25 protein-coding genes and 1 tRNA gene are annotated in these 22635 nt (G+C 46.5%); 17 read left to right on the forward strand and 9 right to left on the reverse strand.

The window, feature by feature from the left end; translation table 11 throughout:
* The first annotated feature begins 190 nt into the window (after positions 1 to 190).
* Both EZV61_RS05090 and EZV61_RS05095 read left to right on the forward strand, forming a co-directional pair.
* Positions 191 to 1054, forward strand: a complete 864-nt coding sequence (locus tag EZV61_RS05090) for a 2-hydroxyacid dehydrogenase (protein ID WP_165569533.1) — start codon at positions 191 to 193, stop codon at positions 1052 to 1054.
* Between the two features lie 56 nt (positions 1055 to 1110).
* On the forward strand, positions 1111 to 1683 hold the full coding sequence (locus EZV61_RS05095) for a GNAT family N-acetyltransferase (protein ID WP_130567904.1): 573 nt from the start codon (positions 1111 to 1113) through the stop codon (positions 1681 to 1683).
* 13 nt (positions 1684 to 1696) lie between these two features.
* Here the strand turns inward: EZV61_RS05095 and smrA are convergent, their stop codons facing one another.
* From smrA to EZV61_RS05110, 3 genes are all read right to left on the reverse strand, one after another.
* Positions 1697 to 2281 carry a DNA endonuclease SmrA gene (smrA, locus tag EZV61_RS05100; RefSeq protein WP_131414535.1) on the reverse strand — a complete coding sequence of 195 codons (585 nt, stop codon included), beginning with the start codon at positions 2279 to 2281 and terminating at the stop codon, positions 1697 to 1699.
* Between the two features lie 54 nt (positions 2282 to 2335).
* Positions 2336 to 3220, reverse strand: coding sequence for a TraB/GumN family protein (locus EZV61_RS05105; RefSeq protein ID WP_165569534.1), 885 nt, complete (start codon positions 3218 to 3220; stop codon positions 2336 to 2338).
* A 79-nt stretch (positions 3221 to 3299) separates the two neighbouring features.
* A tRNA-Arg gene (locus EZV61_RS05110) sits at positions 3300 to 3374 on the reverse strand.
* A 228-nt stretch (positions 3375 to 3602) separates the two neighbouring features.
* Here EZV61_RS05110 and EZV61_RS05115 point away from each other — a divergent pair.
* Positions 3603 to 4133 carry a Crp/Fnr family transcriptional regulator gene (locus tag EZV61_RS05115; protein WP_165569535.1) on the forward strand — a complete coding sequence of 177 codons (531 nt, stop codon included), beginning with the start codon at positions 3603 to 3605 and terminating at the stop codon, positions 4131 to 4133.
* Between the two features lie 188 nt (positions 4134 to 4321).
* On the opposite strand, the gene EZV61_RS05120 is transcribed toward EZV61_RS05115, so the two are convergent.
* Both EZV61_RS05120 and EZV61_RS05125 read right to left on the reverse strand, forming a co-directional pair.
* A complete protein-coding gene (locus EZV61_RS05120; RefSeq protein WP_131414538.1) occupies positions 4322 to 4936 on the reverse strand; it encodes an NAD(P)H-dependent oxidoreductase in 615 nt (204 codons plus the stop codon).
* Positions 4937 to 5084: 148 nt separating this feature from the next.
* Positions 5085 to 6059 (reverse strand): DUF2860 family protein, encoded by a 975-nt coding sequence (locus EZV61_RS05125; protein ID WP_131414539.1) that lies wholly within the window; start codon positions 6057 to 6059, stop codon positions 5085 to 5087.
* A 210-nt stretch (positions 6060 to 6269) separates the two neighbouring features.
* Between EZV61_RS05125 and EZV61_RS05130 the strand changes: the two genes are divergently transcribed.
* Together EZV61_RS05130 and EZV61_RS05135 are read left to right on the forward strand one after the other, a co-directional pair.
* Positions 6270 to 7355: an efflux RND transporter periplasmic adaptor subunit gene (locus tag EZV61_RS05130; RefSeq protein ID WP_131414540.1), complete on the forward strand. Its 1086-nt coding sequence runs from the start codon at positions 6270 to 6272 to the stop codon at positions 7353 to 7355.
* A gap of 2 nt (positions 7356 to 7357) precedes the next feature.
* Positions 7358 to 10462 carry an efflux RND transporter permease subunit gene (locus EZV61_RS05135; protein ID WP_131414541.1) on the forward strand — a complete coding sequence of 1035 codons (3105 nt, stop codon included), beginning with the start codon at positions 7358 to 7360 and terminating at the stop codon, positions 10460 to 10462.
* Between the two features lie 128 nt (positions 10463 to 10590).
* Here EZV61_RS05135 and EZV61_RS05140 read toward each other — a convergent pair whose 3' ends face one another.
* Entirely contained in the window at positions 10591 to 11766 is a 1176-nt protein-coding gene (locus EZV61_RS05140; protein ID WP_131414542.1) for a flagellar assembly protein T N-terminal domain-containing protein, read from the reverse strand.
* A gap of 234 nt (positions 11767 to 12000) precedes the next feature.
* On the opposite strand from EZV61_RS05140, the gene EZV61_RS05145 reads away from it, so the two are divergent.
* From EZV61_RS05145 to EZV61_RS05160, 4 genes are all read left to right on the forward strand, one after another.
* Positions 12001 to 12582, forward strand: a complete 582-nt coding sequence (locus EZV61_RS05145; protein WP_114339795.1) for a FlgO family outer membrane protein — start codon at positions 12001 to 12003, stop codon at positions 12580 to 12582.
* A 91-nt stretch (positions 12583 to 12673) separates the two neighbouring features.
* Complete coding sequence (locus EZV61_RS05150; protein ID WP_131414544.1) at positions 12674 to 13300, forward strand: FlgO family outer membrane protein; 627 nt, start codon at positions 12674 to 12676, stop codon at positions 13298 to 13300.
* Between the two features lie 17 nt (positions 13301 to 13317).
* Positions 13318 to 13776, forward strand: a complete 459-nt coding sequence (locus EZV61_RS05155; RefSeq protein ID WP_114339841.1) for an LPP20 family lipoprotein — start codon at positions 13318 to 13320, stop codon at positions 13774 to 13776.
* 155 nt (positions 13777 to 13931) lie between these two features.
* A complete protein-coding gene (locus tag EZV61_RS05160) occupies positions 13932 to 14330 on the forward strand; it encodes a hypothetical protein (protein ID WP_114339793.1) in 399 nt (132 codons plus the stop codon).
* Between the two features lie 26 nt (positions 14331 to 14356).
* Here EZV61_RS05160 and flgN read toward each other — a convergent pair whose 3' ends face one another.
* From flgN to flgA, 3 genes are all read right to left on the reverse strand, one after another.
* Positions 14357 to 14785, reverse strand: a complete 429-nt coding sequence (gene flgN, locus EZV61_RS05165; RefSeq protein ID WP_158538129.1) for a flagellar protein FlgN — start codon at positions 14783 to 14785, stop codon at positions 14357 to 14359.
* Between the two features lie 22 nt (positions 14786 to 14807).
* A complete protein-coding gene (gene flgM / locus EZV61_RS05170) occupies positions 14808 to 15140 on the reverse strand; it encodes a flagellar biosynthesis anti-sigma factor FlgM (protein WP_114339791.1) in 333 nt (110 codons plus the stop codon).
* An 85-nt stretch (positions 15141 to 15225) separates the two neighbouring features.
* Entirely contained in the window at positions 15226 to 15918 is a 693-nt protein-coding gene (flgA, locus tag EZV61_RS05175) for a flagellar basal body P-ring formation chaperone FlgA (RefSeq protein WP_114339790.1), read from the reverse strand.
* A gap of 121 nt (positions 15919 to 16039) precedes the next feature.
* Between flgA and EZV61_RS05180 the strand changes: the two genes are divergently transcribed.
* The 8 genes from EZV61_RS05180 to flgG all read left to right on the forward strand — a co-directional run bounded on the left by EZV61_RS05180 (position 16040) and on the right by flgG (position 22618).
* The gene (locus EZV61_RS05180; RefSeq protein ID WP_131414545.1) at positions 16040 to 16969 is read left to right on the forward strand and encodes a chemotaxis protein CheV; all 930 of its coding nucleotides are present in this window, start codon (positions 16040 to 16042) and stop codon (positions 16967 to 16969) included.
* A 31-nt stretch (positions 16970 to 17000) separates the two neighbouring features.
* A complete protein-coding gene (locus EZV61_RS05185) occupies positions 17001 to 17831 on the forward strand; it encodes a CheR family methyltransferase (protein WP_114339788.1) in 831 nt (276 codons plus the stop codon).
* A 155-nt stretch (positions 17832 to 17986) separates the two neighbouring features.
* Entirely contained in the window at positions 17987 to 18382 is a 396-nt protein-coding gene (gene flgB, locus EZV61_RS05190) for a flagellar basal body rod protein FlgB (RefSeq protein ID WP_114339787.1), read from the forward strand.
* A gap of 2 nt (positions 18383 to 18384) precedes the next feature.
* Positions 18385 to 18798, forward strand: a complete 414-nt coding sequence (gene flgC, locus EZV61_RS05195; RefSeq protein WP_114339786.1) for a flagellar basal body rod protein FlgC — start codon at positions 18385 to 18387, stop codon at positions 18796 to 18798.
* Between the two features lie 21 nt (positions 18799 to 18819).
* Positions 18820 to 19512 (forward strand): flagellar hook assembly protein FlgD, encoded by a 693-nt coding sequence (locus tag EZV61_RS05200; protein ID WP_114339785.1) that lies wholly within the window; start codon positions 18820 to 18822, stop codon positions 19510 to 19512.
* Between the two features lie 41 nt (positions 19513 to 19553).
* Complete coding sequence (gene flgE / locus EZV61_RS05205; RefSeq protein WP_114339784.1) at positions 19554 to 20888, forward strand: flagellar hook protein FlgE; 1335 nt, start codon at positions 19554 to 19556, stop codon at positions 20886 to 20888.
* A 150-nt stretch (positions 20889 to 21038) separates the two neighbouring features.
* A complete protein-coding gene (locus EZV61_RS05210) occupies positions 21039 to 21803 on the forward strand; it encodes a flagellar basal body rod protein FlgF (RefSeq protein WP_114339783.1) in 765 nt (254 codons plus the stop codon).
* A 26-nt stretch (positions 21804 to 21829) separates the two neighbouring features.
* Positions 21830 to 22618, forward strand: a complete 789-nt coding sequence (gene flgG / locus EZV61_RS05215; protein WP_114339782.1) for a flagellar basal-body rod protein FlgG — start codon at positions 21830 to 21832, stop codon at positions 22616 to 22618.
* The last annotated feature ends 17 nt before the right edge of the window (positions 22619 to 22635 follow it).

Genomic DNA, 22635 nt, shown 5'->3' on the forward strand with positions numbered 1-22635 from the left:
AAGTATCGACGTTTGCAAGAGAAACTTAAATCAGCTTGTACGATTAGGTTGCCAAAAATCGACATAGGTCATGCTATCTGGATCCCTGTGTCGCATCGCGTAAACTAGGCAGGGGTTTCTGTCACACTTCTTTGATATGTCGTTAGCTGTTGTTATACCAGATAGAGATGTCTCGCCACTGTTGGCAGCAATGAGATGCCAAGGCCCAGAGATTGATATTCAGTGTTGGCCAGCCATTACTGCACCCGAGGTCGTAAAGGTGGCCTTGGTATGGTCGGTGACCGAACAGATGGTTGCAGATTTTGAGAATCTGTCGGGGGTGATCGCCTTTGGCGCCGGAGTGGATCGTCTATTAGAGCTAAATGCTTTGCGTGATATACCCTTGGCGCGCATTGTCGACCCCAACCTGGCGAACGCTATGGCACGGTATGTGGTGGCTCATGTTTTGCGCCATCATTTGCGACTGGCTGATTTAATGGCACAACAGCAACGGCGTGAATGGGCTCCTATCAGTGCAACGCCTAAATACAATGTCGTTGTGCTTGGGGCTGGGCAAATAGGCAGTGCGGTCGCTAGGGCGCTGGAGCTGCAAGGGTTTCATGTTGTGCGCTGGGTGCGAGAACCACGCGCTGACGATGACACGGCTATATGCGGTAAAAAACTTTTACATGCCGCCTTGGCAAGCGCGGACTATGTGATCAATACCTTGCCTTTAACCAGCGCGACTCGGGGTATTCTCAACGGGGAGCTGTTCGCTGAATGTCAGCGAAGTTGCTACTTGATTAATGTGGGGCGAGGGGAGCACTTGGTGGAGACTGATCTGTTGGCTGCACTCAGCGATGGTCAGCTCTCGGGGGCGACGTTGGATGTTTTTATGCAGGAGCCTTTACCTGCGCAACATCCCTTCTGGCAGCATAGAGACATTGTCGTGACACCCCATTGTGCGGCCTTGACCGATCAGCATGCTGTGGTTGCGCAAGTGATTGAAAATTATCGCCGTGTTAGCCGCGGACTACCTATGCACCATTTGATCGACCGAAACCGGGGTTATTGAGTCGGCCGGGCGACCATTCGCCACTGTTTATATCTGTTATTGCGTTGGAGCTATTTTTGAAAAAACAAGTGACCACTTACTATCTGGAAATGACGACACCTGATGACCTTGTTGCCGCTGAGCCTGTAGCAGGTTTTTCTGTTCAGCGCTGTCAGCATATCGTGCCTGAGTTCAACCAATTCATGTTTCGTGCCGTGGGCGGTCCCTGGCGCTGGTATAGCCGTTTGGGGTGGGACTACGCTGCGTGGCTAAGCCACCTTACTGATGAACGTGTCACCACTTTCATGGCTACCTACGATGGTAGCTTGGCAGGTTACTTCGAACTGTTTACTCATCCAGATAACAGTGTCGAACTGCACTTCTTTGGTTTATTGCCCACGTTTTACGGCAAGGGGTTGGGTAGTCGTCTGCTTGTTGAGGCGATACAGAGTGCCTGGTCGTTAGCGCCAGAACGTGTTTGGGTTCATACCTGCAGTGAGGATCATAAGTATGCCCTTGCCAATTATGAACGCCGTGGCTTTCACTGCTTTAACCAGCAAACAGAATGGGAAGAGTTGCCTGAGGACGATAGTCCACAGTGGTTGACGGCTCCCTTTGTTTTTAGCCAACTAAACCGTCACAGAGGTTGAATTTAGCCGCGGGCTATCCGCGGCGATGTTGAATGCGTTCTTTGGTCTCAAGCTTTTTTGTCGCTCCCTTTTTTAGCATCACGTAGACGGCGCCGAGTCCGCCGTGGTGGCGTTGGCAGGTGTGAAATGCTTGTACTTCAGCTAATGCTTGCAGCCATTGATTAACGGCACTTTTAAGCAAGGCGGGGGGCTTGGAGTGACGACCAATACCATGCACTATGATGGCGCTTCGCACCTCCATTCGGCGGCAGTCATCAAGAAACCCTTTGACCGCTAGTCGCGCTTGCTCGACGGAGTGTTGGTGCAGGTCCAGTCTTGCTTCGATCTGATACCGTCCTTGGCGTAGCTTTTTAAAAACACCATGTTGTACACCTGGGCGCACAAAACTCAGTTCATCGTCAGGCCCGATCAAATCGCAGATCTCTGTTGATAGCGGATCATCTGGCTGAGATAGGTTGGCCTGTGCGGCTTCCCGTTTGGCCTGTTTCTCTTGGTCTAATCCTGCACGTTTTGAGTGATGGGCAACCGTTTCTGTTCCGGCCAATTTTTTAACGTCCGCCATCTCGGCATCAAATAGTAGATACTCATCATCGCTCATTGGCGCACCTCTAACTCATTGCCACTGTTACCAGCGCTTGCTTGCCATTGTGGCTTAATAGCTGACAGCTTTTACTTGGTAACCAGCTTGGCGAAAGCTGTCCAAAATATTCTCTGGGCCAACTAAATGCGCAGCACCGACGACCACGAATAGCGTTTCTTTCTTCATCATTGGCTTCAGTTGTTGCAGCCAATTTTGATTCCGTTTTAATAGCAGATGTTCAACAAACAGTTTATCCGCCTGTGTGTCGTCTAGTTCTTCATTAAATATGGCGCTAAGTTCACTGCTGTTACCTTTTTCCCAAGCGGTCATCATGCGTTGGGTGTAGTCACTGCTGCTGTCTGCTTCGTCCAGTACTTGCTGCAACATACTGCTGCCTTCGCCGTCAGCTGCCAACATCGCATTAATCTGTTCGGCAAGGGTTTCTAAGCCATAAATGGCTTTACCTGTTTTTATTGCCTGTTGACTAAAGTACTGGTCGACTCCCCAATTTGGATCTAAACCCATGGTTAAATAATAGTGTTGGCCAATGAGCAGAGCGACGGCCCATGGACGTAACTGCTGAATGCTGTTGGCAGGCACGCCTAAGCGCTCGGCTGTTTTCATCGTTTGCCGGTATAGCGATGAGGGAATGTGGGTTTTTAGATCGCTGCCATCGAGGTACATCCCGTGCTGCATCATGAGTTGCATCATTTCCATTTGGATGGCGGATTCATCGGCCATGTCGATTTCCATCACCAGCCTTTGGCTCTGCTTGAAGCGTTGCTCAATGGCGCTAGGAAGTGGGTAGTAGCGGGCTTCGCCCATATGCACAGAACCAAAGAAATAGCTGGTATGCCCTTGTTTACTGACTTCAAAAAGTGCGGGGGAAATAGCGGCCATGACAGAGCAGGGCAGAAAGATGAATAATGCTAAAGCCGTGGCATAGAGTGCACGCATATTGAAGTCCATAGTCGGGTGGTAGAGGAGATAACTTTGCCCTGATGAAGGGGGATATTGCAAATAGACTCGGTAAAAATGGCGTCCTCGGCAGGAATCGAACCTGCAATACAGACTTAGGAGGTCCGGGTTATATCCATTTAACTACGAGGACGTATTTCAAGTTTATAGCAATCAACGAAAGCATCCAACATTTTAAGTGTGAACCACATAAAATACAGGGGCATAGAGCTGTTTCCATTCGGTGTAGCCGGGAAAGAATTGGTTGACATTTTCTTACTACTGTGATTCTTATTGAAATGTGCTCTCTGGTTAGGGGGGATATGTCTTGCTACGAAGGTTATTTTCTATAATTAATATTTTAGATTCTAAGGATTGTACTGTGGAAGATGTAAACAACCTCTGGCAAACCTATTTTCAAAATGCTGATAAAGTCTACCTGAAGAAAAAAGAAGCCATTATTTTGGAAGGTGAAGTTACCGAATCTGTTTATTATGTTAAGAATGGTTGCTTAAGATCTTGGTTCAACAAAGATGGGAATGATGTTTCGTTCCAATTTTTTCTTGAGGGAAGTTTCCTTTTGTCATTTGATAGCTTTATGTATGATGAGCCAAGTCTATTTACCGTTGAAGCTATTCTTCCAACTACTTTATATGTCATCCCTAAAAAGCAATTCAAGGAAAAGATTGCTGAATCATCTGAATTAAAAAATGCAGTTTTTAGAGTGGTGTGTGAACGAATGAGACACTACCAAAGGCTCTTCTTATCTAGAATTAAAGATACCCCTCAAGAGAGATATGAAGAATTGGTAAAAAACAATTCTGATTTGCTAAGAAAGATACCTCAGCACTATATTGCATCATATTTGGGAATTACTTCTGTCTCCCTAAGTCGGATTAGGTGTAGAAAGTAATATTTGGGAGATATTTGTTATTATCTGCTATTTTCTATAATTAACCTTTCTATTGTTGGTTTGATTTTTATACGGTTTGTTATTGCAAGATGTAATAAATTAAATTGTTTTTCGTTTTTTTCATATTTTTTAAATGTGTGCTTTATATTTGCTATTGTATAATGGTAATTTCAGACGTGCTTGTTGACTCAGTTAATTTTTTTAAATTTTTCTCTGAAATTTACTAACCATTTTTCCCTTTTCTTATTAGACGCTGACTTTACATTTGTTAGATTTATCCACTTTCTGTTTTTAACGCCAATCTTCCAGAACGTTCCCATCATAATGGCTTTCTTAATCGCATTACCAAATAATAATCTATATACGAGAGAAGGTGTGTTCATTGTCGTTATCATTGTCACACCCTTTAATTTATTTAAAGTACATGACATACCGGTACCTTTGTTGCTGTACTGATATGCAATGCCGGGAAAAATTAGTTTGTCTATGAACCCCTTCATCAATGCCGGCATAAGTTCCCACCAAATAGGAAATATAAAAATGATATGTTCAGCACATTCGACCCTCTGCTTATATTGTAATACCATAGGATCAAGTAGCTTGTACGCACTTTCTGGGTCAGTACGAGCGATTGAAAATGCCTGAAGATCTTTACCTCGCATTACAGGGTCGAAGTTATCATTATCCAAATGAATCAAATCCACTTCATGATTTCCTTCTATTAATCCCTGCTTTACATGTTCAAGAATAGAGTTGCAATAACTAAGATCGTAAGGGTGATTAAATACAATTAGTACTCGCATTTTTATACCAATAACCAGATGATGCCTTATTCTATATGTGTTTTTTATTTATCTACGATAACATATGTTATCAAGTTAGATTTTCCTTAATATTTTAGGTTGAGCTTGGTTAGACCCCTAAATTTAGGGCCTGTAACGAATAGAGGAATTAAAAATTGAAGGTGAGACCTAGACCTGCAACTGCTTCTTTCTCCTCATAGAAATCAATGTTTGAGGTGGTTTGTTCATACCCCAGGATAGCGTTAAGATCCAGGTTGTCGAAACCTGCTATTCCTTGATATTTATATGCGGAAAACAAACCTAAGTTTTTATCATTCTGTGTTTTGAGAAATATCGGGTTTTCCGAGTCGTTGTTAGATGATTTATATTTTGCAGACAAAGATAAGGCGTGCTTGTAGAAAGCTTTTCTATATACTATCTCGATACCTATTTGATCGTATGACATAGCATCACCATCCGCTGAAAAATTCCTATAGATAAATGACGGCTCAATGACAGATGTTGATGATAAGTACTCCGAATAACTAAGTTTCGAGTATATGCCACTACCATTCCGATCGAGCAGTTTGGTAGCTGCTTCACCGTAAATACTGCCGGATAGCTCTTCATCTAAATCAACGGTATAGTATGCGATATCAAGCGATAACGCAGTGTTGAAGGCGTTGTTGTATCTAAATCTAATGGCATCGCTAGATACGTCTACGATTTTTCGGTCTTGGTCTGTTAAGTAGGGGTCAGCAAACGTCTCACCGACCAGAGATGTCAGGTAGGAAAAACCCATACTGGACTGTTCTCCGACATCAAACCTATAACCTAGCTCGAGTGCGAAGTCACCAACTGTAATATCCTCTTTTAAGGTGCTAATGAATATTTGATGGTCATGGTCGGTGCCAAGTGTGTATCTAAGTTGACCTAATGGCACTGCAAGAAACTCAGTATCAGATGAGCCTTTAGTGTTTAGATTTTCCGGCTTACCTTTATTGTTTGTATTAAAATTTGACTTCTCGTAGCTAGCTCCCAGTAATACTGTCAATTCACCACTTAATCCTGATGGGCCTTCTATACGGGCATCTGCCGCATATGAAAATGATGATGCAACAACTAAAAAGGTAAGCCTTTTCATACAGTTCTCTTCAAGTTAGGTTTGCATTACTTGGCATACATTAACGCGATGTCGTGGGGTAAAACGATAACATTTGTTAATGGTTTCCTCGTATTTCACTTCAGTGGCATGCATCAGGGGTTTCGTCAAAATTGATAACATATGTTATCGGTAAATTTATCAGCTCAGCATTAAGCTCATGTTCTTTCCTGCCCGGCCCCAGAGAGAACGATGCAACGATTTATAGTTTTACCTTTCGCAGTGTTAGCCGTTTTACTGCTAGCTGCATGCTCCGATGTATCAACAAACGAGCTCGAGTCTCCAAATCTTCTGACGGTAGGTGTTCAACCGGCCCAGAAGAGCGATGGCTACACTGTGACAAGAGAATACGTAGGTACGATACAAGCGAATCAAAAGGCGAATCTTGGATCCGAATTATCTGGGAAAGTATCTCGAATCATGGTGGATATTGGTGAGGAGATTCAGGCGGGCCAAGCGCTTATAAGGCTTGATACTCAGTTGCTGGAAACAGAGAGAGAGCAGTTGATAGCGCAGCTACATGAAATAGAGGCGCAGCTTAAACTCACGATTGCCAACCTTAATCGACAACTCTCACTACGGAGTAAAGGGTTCAGTTCTGAGGCAGACATCGATGCTTTGAGCAGCCAAAAGGAATCACTCGAGGCAAATCTACAGCGTATTCAGTCTTTTGTTAATGCAAACAACCTCAAGCAGGAAAAGTCTGTTATTAGAGCTCCGTATTCAGGCATTGTGAGCGACAGGTTCGTTTCTTTGGGGGATGTTGTATCCATAGGTGAACCGACAATGGCTTTATTGTCTTCGGGTAACAAAGAAGCTGTTATCGGTGTCTATAAAGGCGATGCAAAAGGCATTATCGATCAGGGCCACTTTTCTGTAGATGTGGATGGTGACAGGTTTCCTGCAGTTCTTATATCTACGCCCTCTAATATTGATTTGAGATCGCGCAACGTGAGGCTGCGCTTTTCGCTTAAAGGTGGGGCGGAAGCCTTAGATGGAGATCTTGCACGCTTATCCTATCAAAAGAAGTTTACTGAGACTGGCTACTGGTTACCTAATACCGCACTGATCGACGGAATTAGGGGAACCTGGAACATCTATGTCATCGCTGAAAATGACAGTCAAAAGGTTGTAGAAAGCCGCTCTGTTGAAGTGATTTACTCGGATAGTCATCGAGTCTACATTCAAGGAGCGTTACTAGAAGGTGAGGAAATAATTGTATCCGGATTACACAAAGTCGTACCGGGCCAGACTGTCAAAGTTGCACAGGGGCGATAGTTATGGATTACAAAAGCATTATCTCTAACTTGCGACTGATGGTTTTAACTGTTGCCTTTTTGATTGTCAGTGGTTTTTCGGCATATTCATCTCTACCGAGAGCAGAAGACCCATCCATCGTTAACCGTGCTGCCACTATCAAAACTATCTACCCCGGAGCCAGCGCCACTCGTGTTGAGTCTTTGGTGACTGAGGTAATAGAAAACAAGCTTAGAGAAATCAATGAAATTATCTTAATTACCTCTACTTCCAGGTTAGGGGTTTCGGTGATCACTGTAGAGATAAGTGAGGATATTACGAATGCAGAGCCCATTTGGTCCGAAATAAGGGATAAGCTTTCGGATGTAGAAGTTGATCTTCCAGTAGAAGCACATTCTCCCGATCTGGACAGTGACGGGGGAGATTCCTTTACTACCATTTTCTCTTTGAGTTGGCAGGGTGAAGGTGAGCCCGACTTGCTGGTTCTTGGACGTTATTCAAATGAACTCGCCAAACGCCTTCGAATTCTGCCCGGTACTGATTTGGTAGAAGAGTTTGGTCTTTTGGATGAAGAAATCGTAGTTAGCATGAATACCGATGATGCGGTAGCTACGGGCCTTTCTGCAGAGAAGCTCGCATCAGCAATTGAAGGAGCTGATGTTAAAGGTTCAGCAGGTGAGTTGATCAATGAAAGTACTCGTTTTGGTTTGGAGTTGTCTTCTGGGTTGGATTCGATTGAGCGTATCAAACAAGTACCTATTGCGGTGGATGGCTTTGGCAGCACTTTGAGAGTGAGTGACGTCGCTACGGTGGCCAGAGCTGCAAAAACACCTTACTCAGAGTTAGCTCTTATTGACGGTAAGCACGGAGTCATGGTTGCTGCGAGAATGCAGCCTGATCTGCGCGTTGATCAGTGGTCTCCCGAGGCGCTGAATGTCTTGGAAGAGTTAAAGCAAGAGTTACCAGCGAACATTAATACCGATGTTATTTTTACTCAACAACCGTATACAGAAGCCAGACTGTTGGAACTGGGTAATAGTTTGCTTATAGGCTTAAGCCTTGTTCTGGTCGTTCTACTATTCACCTTGGGCATACGTGCCGCCTGCATCATCGCTTTGGCCTTGCCTTTGACAATGCTATTTACTCTGACCTTAATGAAATACCTCGGTATTGCCATCGATCAGATGTCGGTAACCGGTTTTATTGTTGCCCTGGGTATCATGGTCGACAACGCGGTGGTGATGGTGGATACCATTCAGACTAACCGACTTAACGGTAAGGGAAGAGTTGAATCTGCAATGCTCGCTATTCAGCATCTTTGGATACCTCTACTAGGTTCTACATTAACAACAGTACTGGCCTTTGCACCCATATTCCTGATGCCTGGCTCAATTGGCGAGTTTGTGGGTTCAATAGCATTAACAGTTTCTTTCTCCCTGATAGGCTCATACATCATTTCGCACAGTGTCATTGCCTCTCTATCTAGTATCTTTCTGCCTGACAATCAAACCTCTTCAGCCTGGTACCACGCTGGGATCACTATCCCAGCACTGAGCAAATGGTTCACTGGCTCGGTAGCATTTGCGATTCGTTATCCATATTTGGCGATAACGCTAGTGATCTCTGTTCCGTTACTTGGTTACTGGAGTAGCACACAGTTGACAGAACAATTTTTCCCATCAGCAGACAGAGATATGTTTGAAGTTCATGTTTACTTACCTTCGCAGGCGAGTATCTATGCAACGAAAGGTACGACTGAAGTCATTAATTCGCTCATTGCAGAAGAGCCAAATGTTAAACAGGTAAACTGGTTAATCGGTACTTCATTTCCTTCGTTTTATTACAATATGGTTCCCCCTACACATAATGCACCATTCTTTTCTCATGGGATGGTAAAAACGACGGACTTTGAATCAGCGAACGAGTTGATACCAAGGCTACAGAACAAGCTAAATGAAAGGGTGCCTGAAGCACAGGTTTTGGTGCGAAAACTCGAACAAGGCCCTCCATTCGGTGCGCCCATAGAGTTAAGAGTTTACGGACGAAATGTAGAGACATTAAAAAGTATCGGAAGAGACATCAGATTGATACTTTCCAGTATTCCTCACGTGACTCATACACGGGAGAGCCTGACATTGGGAGTCCCTCAATTTACGGTAAATGTCGATGAAGAAGCTATACAGATGAATGCGCTTAATCTCACCGATTTTGCTAGGTTACTTCAATCTTCTCTGGTCGGGCGTGAAAGTGGCAGTGTTATCGAAGACACTGAGTCGATTCCTGTTCGTGTGAAGGTATTAGATGAAGACCGAGAAAATTACAATGATCTAAATAAGCTCCGATTTCCGACCACAGCCAAAAGCACGAATCTTGGCATGTCGGTAATGGACTTCGCTCAGCTTGAGCTGGTTCCTGGCAGCGGTGGTATCACGCGAAGAAATGGTCTCAGAGTGAATATCGTTGAAGGCTATATAGAGGCCGGTGTTTTGCCACAAGTAGTGTTGGATGAGTTTAAGCTGGCCCTAGAACAATATAAGTTTCCTGCAGGTTATAAGATAGGCTTTGGAGGTGAAGCTGAGGAAAGGGATGATTCGGTCAATCAGCTCGTTAGCAATGTTTCTGTAGTTCTAGTGCTGATGATATTGGTGGTCGTGTTGTCATTTAATTCATTCCGCCTTAGCTCGGTTATTTTTATCGTTGCAGGCTTAGCAGCAGGCTTAGGTATACTGTCGGTTTGGTTTTTTGGTTATCCATTTGGTTTTACGGTTATTATTGCGTTGCTTGGTGTGGTTGGATTAGCAATTAATGCTGCTATCGTCATTATCAGTGAGCTGAGCGCGTGTCCACAAGCCAGCAAAGGTGAACCAGACGCCATCCTTGCGGCTGTAATGAGTTGTACCCGGCACATCACATCCACAACAATCACAACAATTGGAGGTTTCATACCGCTGATTGTGGCAGGAGGTGGATTTTGGCCTCCTTTTGCGATTGCGATTGCTGGAGGGACAGCACTAACAACGTTGTTATCATTCTATTTTGTACCACCAGTTTTTAAACTACTCACACAGATGCCTGTTAAGCTAAATTCCTTAGTTGTAGCTAATTGCGCTCAAGAAGTATCCCCTTGAAGCATCAATAGTTTTGTGAGGAATCTTGCAGGGGTTAAGGGGCCGCGCTATCCAGCTGTGCCACGGGAGCGAATATTTTTACCGCCGACGAGGTCGGCGGTCAGCATTATACTGGTCTAACGCTGAAATTAAAGCGTACCGGTAAGTTCGACCAGATCATGGATCTGAACGCCGCTTAGTAGTGCCGGATCGGTCACTCGGGCAACGGCGCGGTTTTGATAGGATTCAGTGATCCGTAACTGAACGGTGGTAGGCAGAAGCCGTACGTGTTGCTGGTTGTCTTGCCCATCATGAGCAGCACGGTGCAGCAGGGTTAGTCGGTCACCAACACGGATGCCATTGCTGACTCCGATATCGACTTCAACTGCGTCGTTCCTTACATGGGTGATGCGTCCGCGTCCTGGAGTGCAGCTTAGTGTCGTATCTATATCTGTGAGTAGCTGCGACATGACATCGGAGACGGCGCTCCCGTAGGCTGATTCCCAAAACTGGCGAGAGCCTAAAGCCACCGCTTCTTCTGCTTTAAACTCCCACGGGGCTTTACTGCGATAGCTTCTCTCCAGCGTCAGTTCACCACTGATACCATCGATAAGATAAACCATCAATTCGAAATTCCGCTCTGGCGGTGAGTAGAGCCACTGCTGCCATTTGCGAACAGGCAGGTCACCATTGAAGGAGAGATCTCTGATCTCTGCAAATAGTACTAACTGGGTATTGGTTTTCTCGGTCACGACCAGCGGTAGAAGCGGTGAAACCACGCTGCGGTTGTTGTAAAGGGAAGGGTTAAAGGTTGATATTTCATTTAACCAGCGCTTTGGATAACTGTGCAGACTCTCCGCTCTGAGATGGTCGTACAGCCATTGGCTGGTATGCAAACCGATCTCATCAATGCTGCCAGTGCGCGCATTGATCCGATCGTTGACCTTAAATCGTGTCAACAGCAGTGACTTTCTTGATCTGCCGTTCTGGCATTGTAACTGCTGTGGAAAGAGATCAGCATGGATCGTAATAAACAGCGTGTCTCCGCTACGACGCTCCGACAGCACGCGCACATCTCGTACGGTTCCTGCTGTGCGGATTTCAAATTGGTCGTTAACGATTTTGCCGGCGGCAACTTCTTGCAGGCTTGTGACCGTTCCTCCGGCAAGAACTAGTGCATTTTGGATTGCTTGCTGTGTTGCTCGCTCTCTGGCACTGGCGACATCGCCTGAATAGATAGCTGCGCGGCCTTCTGCTTCATACCAAATCCCTAGGCTCGGGGCGCTAAAAAGCAACAGGAGGCAGGCTAGCAGTTTGTTTCTCATTATTTGCTCCAGTCTGTTGAGGCGGCAGGCGTTAGTGACTAACGCGGTGTCAAATCAATGACTATCTTTTAATGGTGTAAGGTGCTCGCAAAAATTAGGCCAGTTAGTCGTGCGGGACTAAATTTATGAGCCTATGGCACAGCATTTGCTTTGTTTTAGGTGAGAACAATCCTTTGACGTGGGGTAGAGAAGCCGATGGGCCTTTTAAGAATTTTCCAAAGCATCCTCTTGGTGATGGCCATAAGCCTGGGATTGGCCGCGTGCTCGACCAGCGAAGAGGAGGCTGTTTATATTCCTGAGTCAGCTCCACCGATCCAGACCGCAGACCTTGCTACGCATGTGAAACAGATGGCGCTGCAGCTGATTGGTTCAAGCCGTTATGTGTCAGCAAAGACCCCGATTGCTGTGACCAGTTTTGTCGATATCGGTACGCTGGAAAGTACAGATATATATGGCAATCAGATATCTGAATTGGTGATGGTTGAACTGCAGCAAATGGGTTGGACCTTAATCGATTTCAAGTTTACTGGAGACATTGATGTGACACCCCAAGGGGATTTCACATTAAGTCGAGATTACCTGCGGTTACAGCATCGCCATCCTATTGAATATATTTTGACTGGCACTTTAGTGCGCGGTAGCAATGGTATGCAGGTCACAGCAAGGATCGTCGGCGTTGAGTCACGGGCAATAGTGGCAACTGCGGCGACATTTTTGCCGCTGTCACTGTTTGTGGAGCAAGCTGGTATGCCTGCCGCGGGAGGCTACGTTGCTCGTGAACCGCAATCAGGAATGATTATTCGTAAAGGTGGCTAGTGGAGACAGGCTAGAGCTAGCTCGACCAGACACTCAAGCCTTTAGTTAGGTTGCCGATACTAAGGGTAATCGCATTTTATAAGAGGTCAGTATGCGTTTTGCATCCTATGGTTATCTACCGCTTCTCGTCGCTATGCTCTCTGCATGCGCGACGGAGACACCACAAATGTCTGCTGAGGAGCCTCGGATGCCAATTGAGCCGGTGGCGACCCATGCGCTGTCTGATGAGGCTTGGGCAAGCAAAAGTCGTTCAGCCATGATCAGTAGTCATGTTGAGGCGATGGCTGAAGAGCTTGTTGGCACGATGTCGCAACGTTGCTTCAAAATGATGGCTGTCGCTTCTTTTGTCGATATTGAAACGTTAAATGTCAGCTCTCCGTTGGGCACAGCATTAGCGGAAAGTTTTATTACTCAAATGCAACAGCAGGGCTGTAAAGTCGTCGACTTTAAGCTGCGAAATGACATCCAGGTGACGTCGACAGGAGATTTTGTTTTTAGTCGTAACTTCAACCAATTAAAAGGTGACCTGCCCATAGTGCAAGTGCTTAGCGGAACGCTGCAGCCGATGTCTAAGGGGGTGCAGGTCAATGTGCGACTGGTGGATATTGCCAGCAAAATTGTGGTCGGGTCTGCTCAGGGATTTATCCCCAATGAGCTGCTCGCCGAGATCGCGCCGAGTAGTATGCGAGACGGTGTGCAATTGATGAAACAAGGGTGATGACAGAGGCAGTTATGATGAATATTCAGATATCAGTGATGTTGTTTTTGTCCTTGGTGCTTTCTGGCTGCAGTCAGATGTTTGACAAGCATGTGGAGTGGGAATCTGTGCCCCCAGATCACTATCCAGTTTTGCATGCCGTTGGCTATGCCCCGATCAGCTCGCAGCCTGGCTTGGATGAAAATACACGAATGTTGCAAGCGATAAGGGCGTCTAAATTGGATGCTTACCGTGAACTTGCTGAACAGATTTATGGCCAACAAGTGACTGCTGGCAGCAGCATGGGAGGCAGTGAGCTGTCGGAAGATCGCCTGCAAGTAGCTGTTAGTGGTGTTGTGCGCGGAGCTAGGGTTATCAGAACGTACCCATTAGGCGATCTCTATGCTACGGAGCTGGAATTGGACATGGCTGATGTACAGCGTGTCTATCAATCACTTAATCCGCCCCGTCGAATTCACGACGTTCAGTACTATTAGTCTTATCCGTGAAATCGTATCAAGTTTATTTTTTCTTGAGCGGGTATGAAAAATTACCCGCTTCAAAAATCCTGCACTAACCTTTAGATAACTGTTAACTGAACTGGCAGGCTGCTGTAACGCTATCCAGTTTCATCGTCGCGAGGATGACAGCAATGATGAAGCGCCCTGTATATGAATTACTTCCCTATCTTTATTTGTCAGCTGGGTTTATCGGTATCGCCAGTTTTGAGCTTGGTTGGGGGCAAGTGTTTGCCATTTTGTTATTTCTTGGTGGTGCTGATATTTGGATCTTGCGGTCTAATTATCGGCGGAAAGATAATGGCAAGAATCAACGCAGAGTCCATGATCGGATCCGACCGTTTTGGCTCTATGAGGCGTTACCCTTTTTAATTGTGTGTATTAGTGGTGTGGTACTTGCCGCGACCCGCGATTCAGCATTAAGTTGGTTGTTAGTGGCGCCAGTGGGTTACGCATTTTGGCGTGTTGAACAGCGAGTTGAATACCGACAACACGGCTGGATGCAGCTAACGGACAGTCATTCGACTAAATAATCTTGCCAGGCGGCAGGGCGATAAAGTTAAACTTTAAAGCCATGCCCCAGTTTGCCACCGGATTTTGCCTGACCTGTTTGGTCGTAGGTTACCCCTGCTTTTTCATTTCTAACACCTGCCAGCATGCTCTGTAATCGCGCTAATCCTGCCATACTCATTTTTAACGCTTGACCGTTAATCTCATTGAGTTGCTTGCAGGTTTCTAACATCAGTTCGATCTGTTGCCGAGCCTCATTGTGGTTGGCGTTCTCTTTGCTGGCGAGTAAAGGGGCTAGTTGCGCATCGGCTTGTTGCAATGCGGTCAAGTGATGGGTTTTCTGTTGCGAGATGTCGTTGATTTTCTCTATATCGCGGTGCTTTAGAGCCTCAAGCTCCTCTTTTAGCAGCCGTTGCAACGCCTCAAGCTGCTGAACCTGATGATCCAGCAGTTGTTTGATAGGGTCCTGGTTTTCCAAGCGCTTTACTCCTGATTGGTATCTAATTTATACCAAACAGCTCAGACTCCAGTTTTGTCATCGCTTTCGCCAGCTTGTCAGGATCTACTTTGTAGTTCCCCTCACTGATCGCCTTACGCAGTTCCGCGACTTTCTCCTGACTAACAGAAGGTGCTTTAGCCATCGCCTTTTGCGTTTGCGCCAGTTGCTGCGCCTGCGGTGTTATTGAAACCGAATCCTGTGCCTGTTTGGCACTTTGTTCAGGTGCTTTTGCCTGTGTTGTGGCCTGCTGCTGGACGTTTTGCTGTCTCGCTTGCTTATTGGCCACCACATCCTGTGGTCTCCCAGGCACAATCTTATTCAGATCAACCGCCATTTGTGCTTCCTCGTGGGATAAAATCTCGCTATCCCTTTATCGGCAACCACCTGACAAACTTTAATACTAATTTGGTATTTTTTTGTTAGATAGCGACAGTCACTACTCCGACTGCAGACACCTGTGCCTCAAGGGTGTTTCCTGACCGACTGTTTTTAATTCTCACTCGTTCGCCGAGACTGGCATCGCTTAACGCTATACCGTCAGCTCGAATATGAAAAACATCGGACTTCACCACGATTGTAACTGTTTCTCCTTTGCATACAACACAGAGCTGTTGCTCCAAGATGGGAGAGTTGACACGTACCTGACGTTTAAGCTTGGCACCGATCACAGATTCCATCTCAGAAACGACGCTGCCTCTCGTTAACATGTTTTCTTGATAAACTATTTTCAAATGCTGCCGATTAAGCACTGTGCCTTTCGCTAGGCCTATTTTGGCGACGACGACTTGGCGCATCTCTTTAATTTTTACTGGCAGATAGATCCGCCAGGGAGATGAGCCTTTGCAATGCAATTGTACGGTGACATTCCGACTGAGGCGCTGTTTTCCGGGGATCGCCGCTTCGATATCTGAATCGCATAGTGTGTATCGTGAGCGTGCATCTATTTTATTCGCGGTGATATCCCGCTTGATGTTGTCGTCGGGAAACTGAGCTGCAATAAAGGTTTCAGCTAAGTTTTGTAGTCGCTGGTGAGACTCCCATTGTTCATTGGCATGCACAAACTGTGAACTTGTGACAATAAAAAATATTAGAGTTTTAGTTAATCTGTTCATAGGTTTACTATGCTATGTATTGTGTCAGATGAATGAAGGCGTTCCGTCCGTCAAACATCAGTCACGCAAATTTATAAAAGGAGCGCTGCAATAAGCGTGCCTTTAAATGATGGAGTAAGCTATGGCGGGTATTCTAGACACGGTCAATCAGAGGACTCAGTTGGTTGGCCAAAACAGGCTGGAATTGCTGCTTTTTAAACTGACAGGGCGTCAGCGTTTTGGCATTAATGTGTTCAAGGTCAAGGAGGTGCTGCAGTGCCCGCCATTGACTAGCATTCCCCGTTTACACCCCTTTGTTCGAGGCCTTGCTCATATTCGCGGTAAAACCATCTCCGTGATCGATTTAGGCCAAGCGATTGGCGGACGCCCAATTCAGGATCTGTCGAAGTGCTTTATTATCATTGCTGAGTATAATCGCTCGATTCAGGGCTTCTTGGTCGAGTCAGTAGAACGGATCGTCAATATCAACTGGGAAGCGATCTTACCTCCGCCGAAAGGGGCCGGACGTTATAGTTATCTCACAGCTGTGACGGAAATAGAGAACGAACTGGTTGAGATACTTGACGTTGAGAAAATTCTCGATGAAATAGCGCCGACAGATACCGAGGTTAGCGGTGATCTGATTGATCGCACGTTAGCCGATACAATTGCTGGCCGTGCCGTTTTGATTGCTGATGATTCGAGTGTTGCGAGAAATCAGATCAATAGAGCCCTCAGCTCGTTGGGGTTGACCACCAAGCTGGTAAAAGACGGCAAAGAAGCCTTAGATCTTTTGAAAGAAGACGCTGAATCCGTTGACGATATTAGAGAAAAATATGCTTTGTTGATTTCAGATGTTGAGATGCCCGAAATGGATGGGTATACCTTAACCGCTGAAATTAGAAATAATCCCAAGTTGCAGGGGTTATATGTCATCCTTCATACCTCTTTGAGTGGGGTATTTAATGAAGCCATGGTGAAGAAGGTCGGTGCAGATGACTTTATTCCAAAGTTCAATCCGGATGAACTGGCTGGTGCGGTTACTCAAGCGATAGAGAAGAGTAATAAATAATCATGATAGCTTTCGAGTAGACGGTGTAGACGTGCCACATAAAACAATAGCTGAATCCGAATATAATGAATTTCGGAACTTTTTAGAGCAACAGTGCGGTATCGTACTGGGCGAAAACAAGCAGTATTTGGTAAAAAGCCGCTTGTCACCTTTGATGAATAAGTTCGGTTTGGCATCGATGTCTGAGTTGATCCGGCGTTCAATGCAGCCTAGAGAGCGAGAGCTGCGCGCATCAGTGATTGACGCGATGACAACCAACGAAACCTTGTGGTTTAGAGATACCTATCCTTTTGAACTGTTGAAGAATCGTATTCTGCCTGAATATGCTCGTCATCGTGGCCCCGTCAAAATTTGGTCGGCGGCAAGTTCTTCGGGTCAGGAGCCATACTCTATTGCTATGAGTTTGTTGGAATACCAGCAAAATAAGCCGGGGGCATTACCGGGTGGTGGAAAGATACTTGGGACAGACATATCCAATAGCATGTTGGAGCAGTGTAAGCTCGCCGAATATGACTCTTTGGCGTTGGCTCGCGGTTTGTCTCCAGAAAGAAAGCGTATGTTCTTTGAAGCATCAGGCGACAAAATGCGCTTGAATGCGAAAGTGCGAGGCTTGGTCAGTTTCCGTCACTGTAATTTATTGGATAGTTACGCCTTGTTAGGGCGTTTTGATCTGATTTTTTGTCGTAACGTACTGATTTACTTCTCTCCTGAAGTGAAATCTAAGATATTGAAGCAGTTTGCTGGCGCATTGAACCCGGGAGGACACCTGTTTCTTGGCGCGTCAGAGTCGATCACTGGGCTCAGTGATGATTTTGAGATGATCCGTTGTAATCCGGGGATCGTGTATAAAGTGAAGAAGTAGCCTGGTTACTCCCTCAATCTGCTTATCTTAAAAATGCGCCATGGTTGGCGCATTTTTTGTCTGTCCTATTTGTATTGCTTCTTTTGCCTTTCGTGTAAGCGCCAAAAATTCTTTGGCATGACTATTGCTTTTACAATTTCAGTGGAGGAATCGTTATGGCTATTAGTTTTGATCGCGCATTGGGAATTCATCAGCACACTGTCGGTATCCGTACCCAGCGGGCTGAAGTCTTGGCTAGTAATATCGCCAATGCTGATACCCCTCAATACAAAGCGCAGGATATCGATTTTAAGCAGGCATTAGCTAATGCGCAGACGCGGCAGGGCTTTGCCATGGCAAGTACTAATGAGCGGCATTTTAATGTCAATTTGCCGCCGACCGGCGAGCTTAAGTATCGCGTGCCCAATCAACCTGATACGGGCGACGGAAATACGGTTGATATGCAGGTAGAGCGGAATAACTACCTGCAAAATGCCTTGGAGCATCAAGCCTCGCTGACCTTCTTAGGCAGTAAGTTCCGCGGTCTTACTTCAGCAATTAAAGGAGAATAGGCATGAGTCTGTTTAACGTTCTAGATGTCGCAGGTTCAGGAATGAGTGCTCAGTCTATCCGTCTGAACACCACCGCGAGTAACCTCGCTAACGCTGACAGTGTGTCGAGCAGTATTGATACCACTTACCGTGCGCGACATCCGGTATTTGCAGCGCAGTTTGACAGCGCCATGCGCGACCAGAGTGCTGTTCCGGTTGAGGTGAAAGGGATCGTCGAAAGTGATAAGCCACTGATTCGACAATATGATCCTGAGCACCCGATGGCGGATGAACAGGGGTATATCTTTAAGCCTAACGTTAATACCGTTGAAGAGATGGCGGACATGATGTCGGCTTCTCGAAGTTATCAAACCAATGTTCAGATCGCTGATGCGGCAAAGCAGATGCTTAATCGTACGCTTCAGCTCGGCAAGTAAGTCGGGTAAGGAGAGCTAATTGTGAGTGAGATAAGCGGAAGCAGCAATTATATCGATCAGTTGAGTTGGCAAGAGCCGCAAACGGAAATCAGTGATCAACCGAAAGACACCATGTTGTCGCAGGAAGATTTCTTTCAGCTTTTGACTCAGCAGCTTGCGTATCAAGATCCGTTTAAACCGGTTGAGAACGCTGAGATGGTGGCGCAGATGAGCTCGTTTACAACGGCGGAAGGCATCGGTCAACTAAATGAACAGATGACAGGTTTGAACTCCATTATGAGTTCGAGCCAAGCACTACAAGCTTCATCTTTGGTGGGCCAAAAGGTATTGGTACCGACAGGCTATAGCCATAAGACGGATACCACAGGCATTGATGGTGTCGTGAGTTTATCTGCGCCAACAAATAACGTCACCGTTCGCATCGAAGACACCACAGGGCAGGTGGTGCATTCCATTACGATGGGGGCAAAGGAGGCTGGAAATGCCCGCTTTGAATGGGACGGTACAGATGCAAGCGGCAATCAGTTGCCGCAGGGTAATTATGTAGTGAAGGCATACGCTCTTCAGGGAGATAGCAGCGTCGAACTGCCTATCTCTACTTACGCCAAGGTTGATAGCGTCAGTATCAGTGGCGCCAACGGTGTGGCATTAAATCTGCAAGGTATACAGGGTGGATTCCGCTTAAGTGACGTTCTTGAAGTTGCTAAAGGCTAAAACAGGCCAAGCGATCACCAGATAAATGGGAGTATGAAGTTATGTCTTTTAATATTGCGTTGAGTGGGATTAACGCCGCTCAGAAAGATATTGATGTTACCGCCAACAATATCTCAAACGTAAACACCTTCGGCTTTAAAGAGTCGCGAGCTGAATTCGCCGACGTTTATAGTTCTAGTGTGTTTAGTAACTCGAAAACAACGGTTGGCCAGGGTGTCACTACTGCAGATGTGGCGCAGCAGTTTAGCCAGGGCTCATTCCTGTTCTCGAACAACTCCCTGGATTTGGCGATCGATGGCAGTGGTTTCTTTGCTACCTCAGCCAACGCGGAAGATCTTGACGTTAACTTGACTCGTGCTGGCGCATTTAAGCTGGATGAGAATAGCTTTATGGTTAACTCTGCAGGGCAATTTTTACGCGTGTTTCCGGTAAACCCGGACGGTACCGTTTCTTCGGTGGCGTTAGCTTCGACTATTCCGCTGCAGATTCCATCCTCAGCAGGGCAGCCGCAACCAACAGCTAATGTCGATATTGGCTTGAACTTGCCCGCGGGTGAAACGGCTTTAGATCCGGCAAACTTTGACCCGACGGACAACACCACATATAACGCTGCCACATCACTGACTATCTACGATTCCCTTGGGCAGAGCTACGTAGCAACCACCTATTACGTAAAGGATACTAACGTAGCGAATCAGTGGGCGATGTTTACCACGATGACAGATCCCAACGGCTCGCAGCCTGTCGATATTGTTGCACCGCCACCACCGCAAACTCAGCCTACCGGTGCTAATGGTCAAACCGGTATGTATATGAACTTTAATGCCGATGGCACCGTGGCTTCGGTTAATGGTGGTAACCCTGTGGTTACTGAACCCTTGGGGGTTGCTCCTCCGGGTGGTGCGGGCTTGGATATGGGCGGTGCCGATGTGAACCAGACGGTTACCTTCAATTTCAACAACCCGACTCAGTTTGCTTCCGCTTTCGAAGTTCAACAACTGGCGCAAGACGGCGTGACAGTGGGTCGTCTGACCTCTGTTGATATTGGCAGTAGCGGGTTAGTCAACGCTACTTACAGTAACGGTACAACACAGCCATTAGGTAAAGTGGCGTTGGTGAAAGTGGCGAATGAACAAGGTTTGGCACCTGTCGGAAACACGGCGTGGACGGCTAATCAATCGTCTGGTGATCCGATTGCTGGTGAAGCCGATCAGGGGTCATACGGGCGAATACTGTCGGGTACATTGGAACAATCAAATGTAAACCTGACCACTGAGCTTGTTGATCTGATCACAGGTCAACGTAACTTCCAGGCTAACTCTCGTTCTCTGGAAGTGAACAACACGATCACCCAGACTATCCTGCAGATCCGATAACGCAACGATAGTTCGTCAATGCCGCCCGCTCCGAGGCGGCATTTTTTTGCCACTTTTTCATCCCCTCCCTTTTGTTATCAGTTGGTTACCTATTTGGCATAGTCATTGCAATATCGTTGTTAGACATGTTTTTTTGACACCGAGGTCCCCATGGATCGTTTTATGTATCTGGCTATGAGTGGCGCCAAGCAGAACTTTCACAGTATTGGCGTGCATGCCAACAATTTGGCGAATGCAAATACCACAGGTTTTAAGGCCGACCTAGAACAGTCCCGTGCCATGCAGGCGTTTGGTGAAGGTTTACCTACGCGTGTGTTTGCGATGACGGAAAATCCTGCGTCAAGTTTGCGTGGCGGTGCTTTGGTGACCACTGGCCGTTCTTTAGATGTGGCGGTAAAAGGTGACGGCTGGTTAGCCGTGGCTGATGGTCAGGGTCAAGAAGCCTATACCCGTGCTGGCGATCTTGTTGTTTCGCCGGAGGGGTTGTTAACCAACGGTTCTGGCAGGGCGATCCTAGGGGATGATGGCGCACCGATAGTGGTGCCTCAGCCGTACGCCAAAATAGAGATCGGTGGTGACGGTACTATTTCTGTATTACCCACTGGTGCGCCGCCTACTGCGGTTGCAGCGGTCGGGCGCATTAAGTTAGTTCAGCCTGATAAGCAGGCCTTGGACAAAGGGCTTGATGGCCTCTTTCGCCTGAAAGGGGATGCTGCTGCGCTTGGCGATACATTAGCGCCGGCCAATGCTGACATCACATTGATGAGTGGCGTATTAGAAGGCAGTAATGTGAGCGCAGTAAGTGAAATGACCAGCATGCTTAGCTTGCAGCGTCAGTTCGAAATGCAAATCAAAATGATGCGGACAGCGGAAGATATCGATAAATCTTCTGATCAACTGTTGCGCCTCGGCTAATCACTGAACAGTAAGGAGTTAGCATCATGAATCCAGCACTTTGGATCAGTAAAACCGGTCTTGATGCCCAGCAGACCGATATTTCAGTGATATCCAACAATTTGGCGAATGCCAGTACGGTAGGTTTTAAGAAGAGTCGCGCCGTTTTCGAAGACCTGCTATATCAAACGATTAACCAACCTGGTGGTTTGTCATCTGCCAATACTGAGTTGCCAACAGGCTTGATGCTTGGTGCCGGCGCCAAAGTGACGGCCACACAAAAGACCTTTACGCAAGGTAACTTGCTCAGCACTGATAATTCGATGGACTGGACGATTCAAGGGCGAGGCTTCTTTCAGATCCTATTGCCTGACGGCAATATTGCTTATACCCGTAATGGTCAGTTTACCCTCAACGAAGATGGGCAGATGGTGACTAACGGCGCAGGTTACGAGCTACAACCAGCGATCAACCTGCCACCCGATGCGCAGTCGATGACGGTTTCTGTTGATGGTGAGGTGTCTGTCAGGCAACCCGGCAACACCGATAACGTCGTCGTAGGCAACGTTACCATCGTTGATTTTGTCAACCCCAGTGGCTTAGAGCCTATCGGTGAAAATCTCTATTTGGAAACCGGCTCCAGTGGCGCAGCCACCGAAGGCACACCGAGCTTGGATGGCCTAGGTTCTATTCGCCAAGGGGTACTGGAAACTTCCAACGTGAATGTCACCGAAGAGCTAGTTAATTTGATCGAAAGTCAGCGGGTCTACGAGATGAATGCAAAAGTGATCTCGGCCGTTGATCAGATGATGTCATACATCAATCAACAACTTTAGTAACCTGGTGTAGAGCG

It is taken from the genome of Corallincola luteus, from assembly GCF_004336975.1.
Classification (GTDB): domain Bacteria; phylum Pseudomonadota; class Gammaproteobacteria; order Enterobacterales; family Neiellaceae; genus Corallincola; species Corallincola holothuriorum.

Coding starts and splice junctions, on each gene's coding strand:
- EZV61_RS05125 (WP_131414539.1), bottom strand. CDS start 6,059: ATGAAAAGGCTTACCTTTTTAGTTGTTGCATCATCATTTTCATATGCG.
- EZV61_RS05105 (WP_165569534.1), bottom strand. CDS start 3,220: ATGCGTGCACTCTATGCCACGGCTTTAGCATTATTCATCTTTCTGCCC.
- EZV61_RS05135 (WP_131414541.1), top strand. CDS start 7,358: ATGGATTACAAAAGCATTATCTCTAACTTGCGACTGATGGTTTTAACT.
- flgM (WP_114339791.1), bottom strand. CDS start 15,140: ATGGCGGTTGATCTGAATAAGATTGTGCCTGGGAGACCACAGGATGTG.
- EZV61_RS05210 (WP_114339783.1), top strand. CDS start 21,039: ATGGATCGTTTTATGTATCTGGCTATGAGTGGCGCCAAGCAGAACTTT.
- EZV61_RS05150 (WP_131414544.1), top strand. CDS start 12,674: ATGCGTTTTGCATCCTATGGTTATCTACCGCTTCTCGTCGCTATGCTC.
- smrA (WP_131414535.1), bottom strand. CDS start 2,281: ATGAGCGATGATGAGTATCTACTATTTGATGCCGAGATGGCGGACGTT.
- flgB (WP_114339787.1), top strand. CDS start 17,987: ATGGCTATTAGTTTTGATCGCGCATTGGGAATTCATCAGCACACTGTC.
- EZV61_RS05155 (WP_114339841.1), top strand. CDS start 13,318: ATGAATATTCAGATATCAGTGATGTTGTTTTTGTCCTTGGTGCTTTCT.
- flgG (WP_114339782.1), top strand. CDS start 21,830: ATGAATCCAGCACTTTGGATCAGTAAAACCGGTCTTGATGCCCAGCAG.
- EZV61_RS05140 (WP_131414542.1), bottom strand. CDS start 11,766: ATGAGAAACAAACTGCTAGCCTGCCTCCTGTTGCTTTTTAGCGCCCCG.
- EZV61_RS05160 (WP_114339793.1), top strand. CDS start 13,932: ATGATGAAGCGCCCTGTATATGAATTACTTCCCTATCTTTATTTGTCA.
- flgC (WP_114339786.1), top strand. CDS start 18,385: ATGAGTCTGTTTAACGTTCTAGATGTCGCAGGTTCAGGAATGAGTGCT.
- EZV61_RS05090 (WP_165569533.1), top strand. CDS start 191: ATGAGATGCCAAGGCCCAGAGATTGATATTCAGTGTTGGCCAGCCATT.
- flgE (WP_114339784.1), top strand. CDS start 19,554: ATGTCTTTTAATATTGCGTTGAGTGGGATTAACGCCGCTCAGAAAGAT.
- EZV61_RS05180 (WP_131414545.1), top strand. CDS start 16,040: ATGGCGGGTATTCTAGACACGGTCAATCAGAGGACTCAGTTGGTTGGC.
- EZV61_RS05120 (WP_131414538.1), bottom strand. CDS start 4,936: ATGCGAGTACTAATTGTATTTAATCACCCTTACGATCTTAGTTATTGC.
- flgA (WP_114339790.1), bottom strand. CDS start 15,918: ATGAACAGATTAACTAAAACTCTAATATTTTTTATTGTCACAAGTTCA.
- EZV61_RS05145 (WP_114339795.1), top strand. CDS start 12,001: ATGGCCATAAGCCTGGGATTGGCCGCGTGCTCGACCAGCGAAGAGGAG.
- EZV61_RS05130 (WP_131414540.1), top strand. CDS start 6,270: ATGCAACGATTTATAGTTTTACCTTTCGCAGTGTTAGCCGTTTTACTG.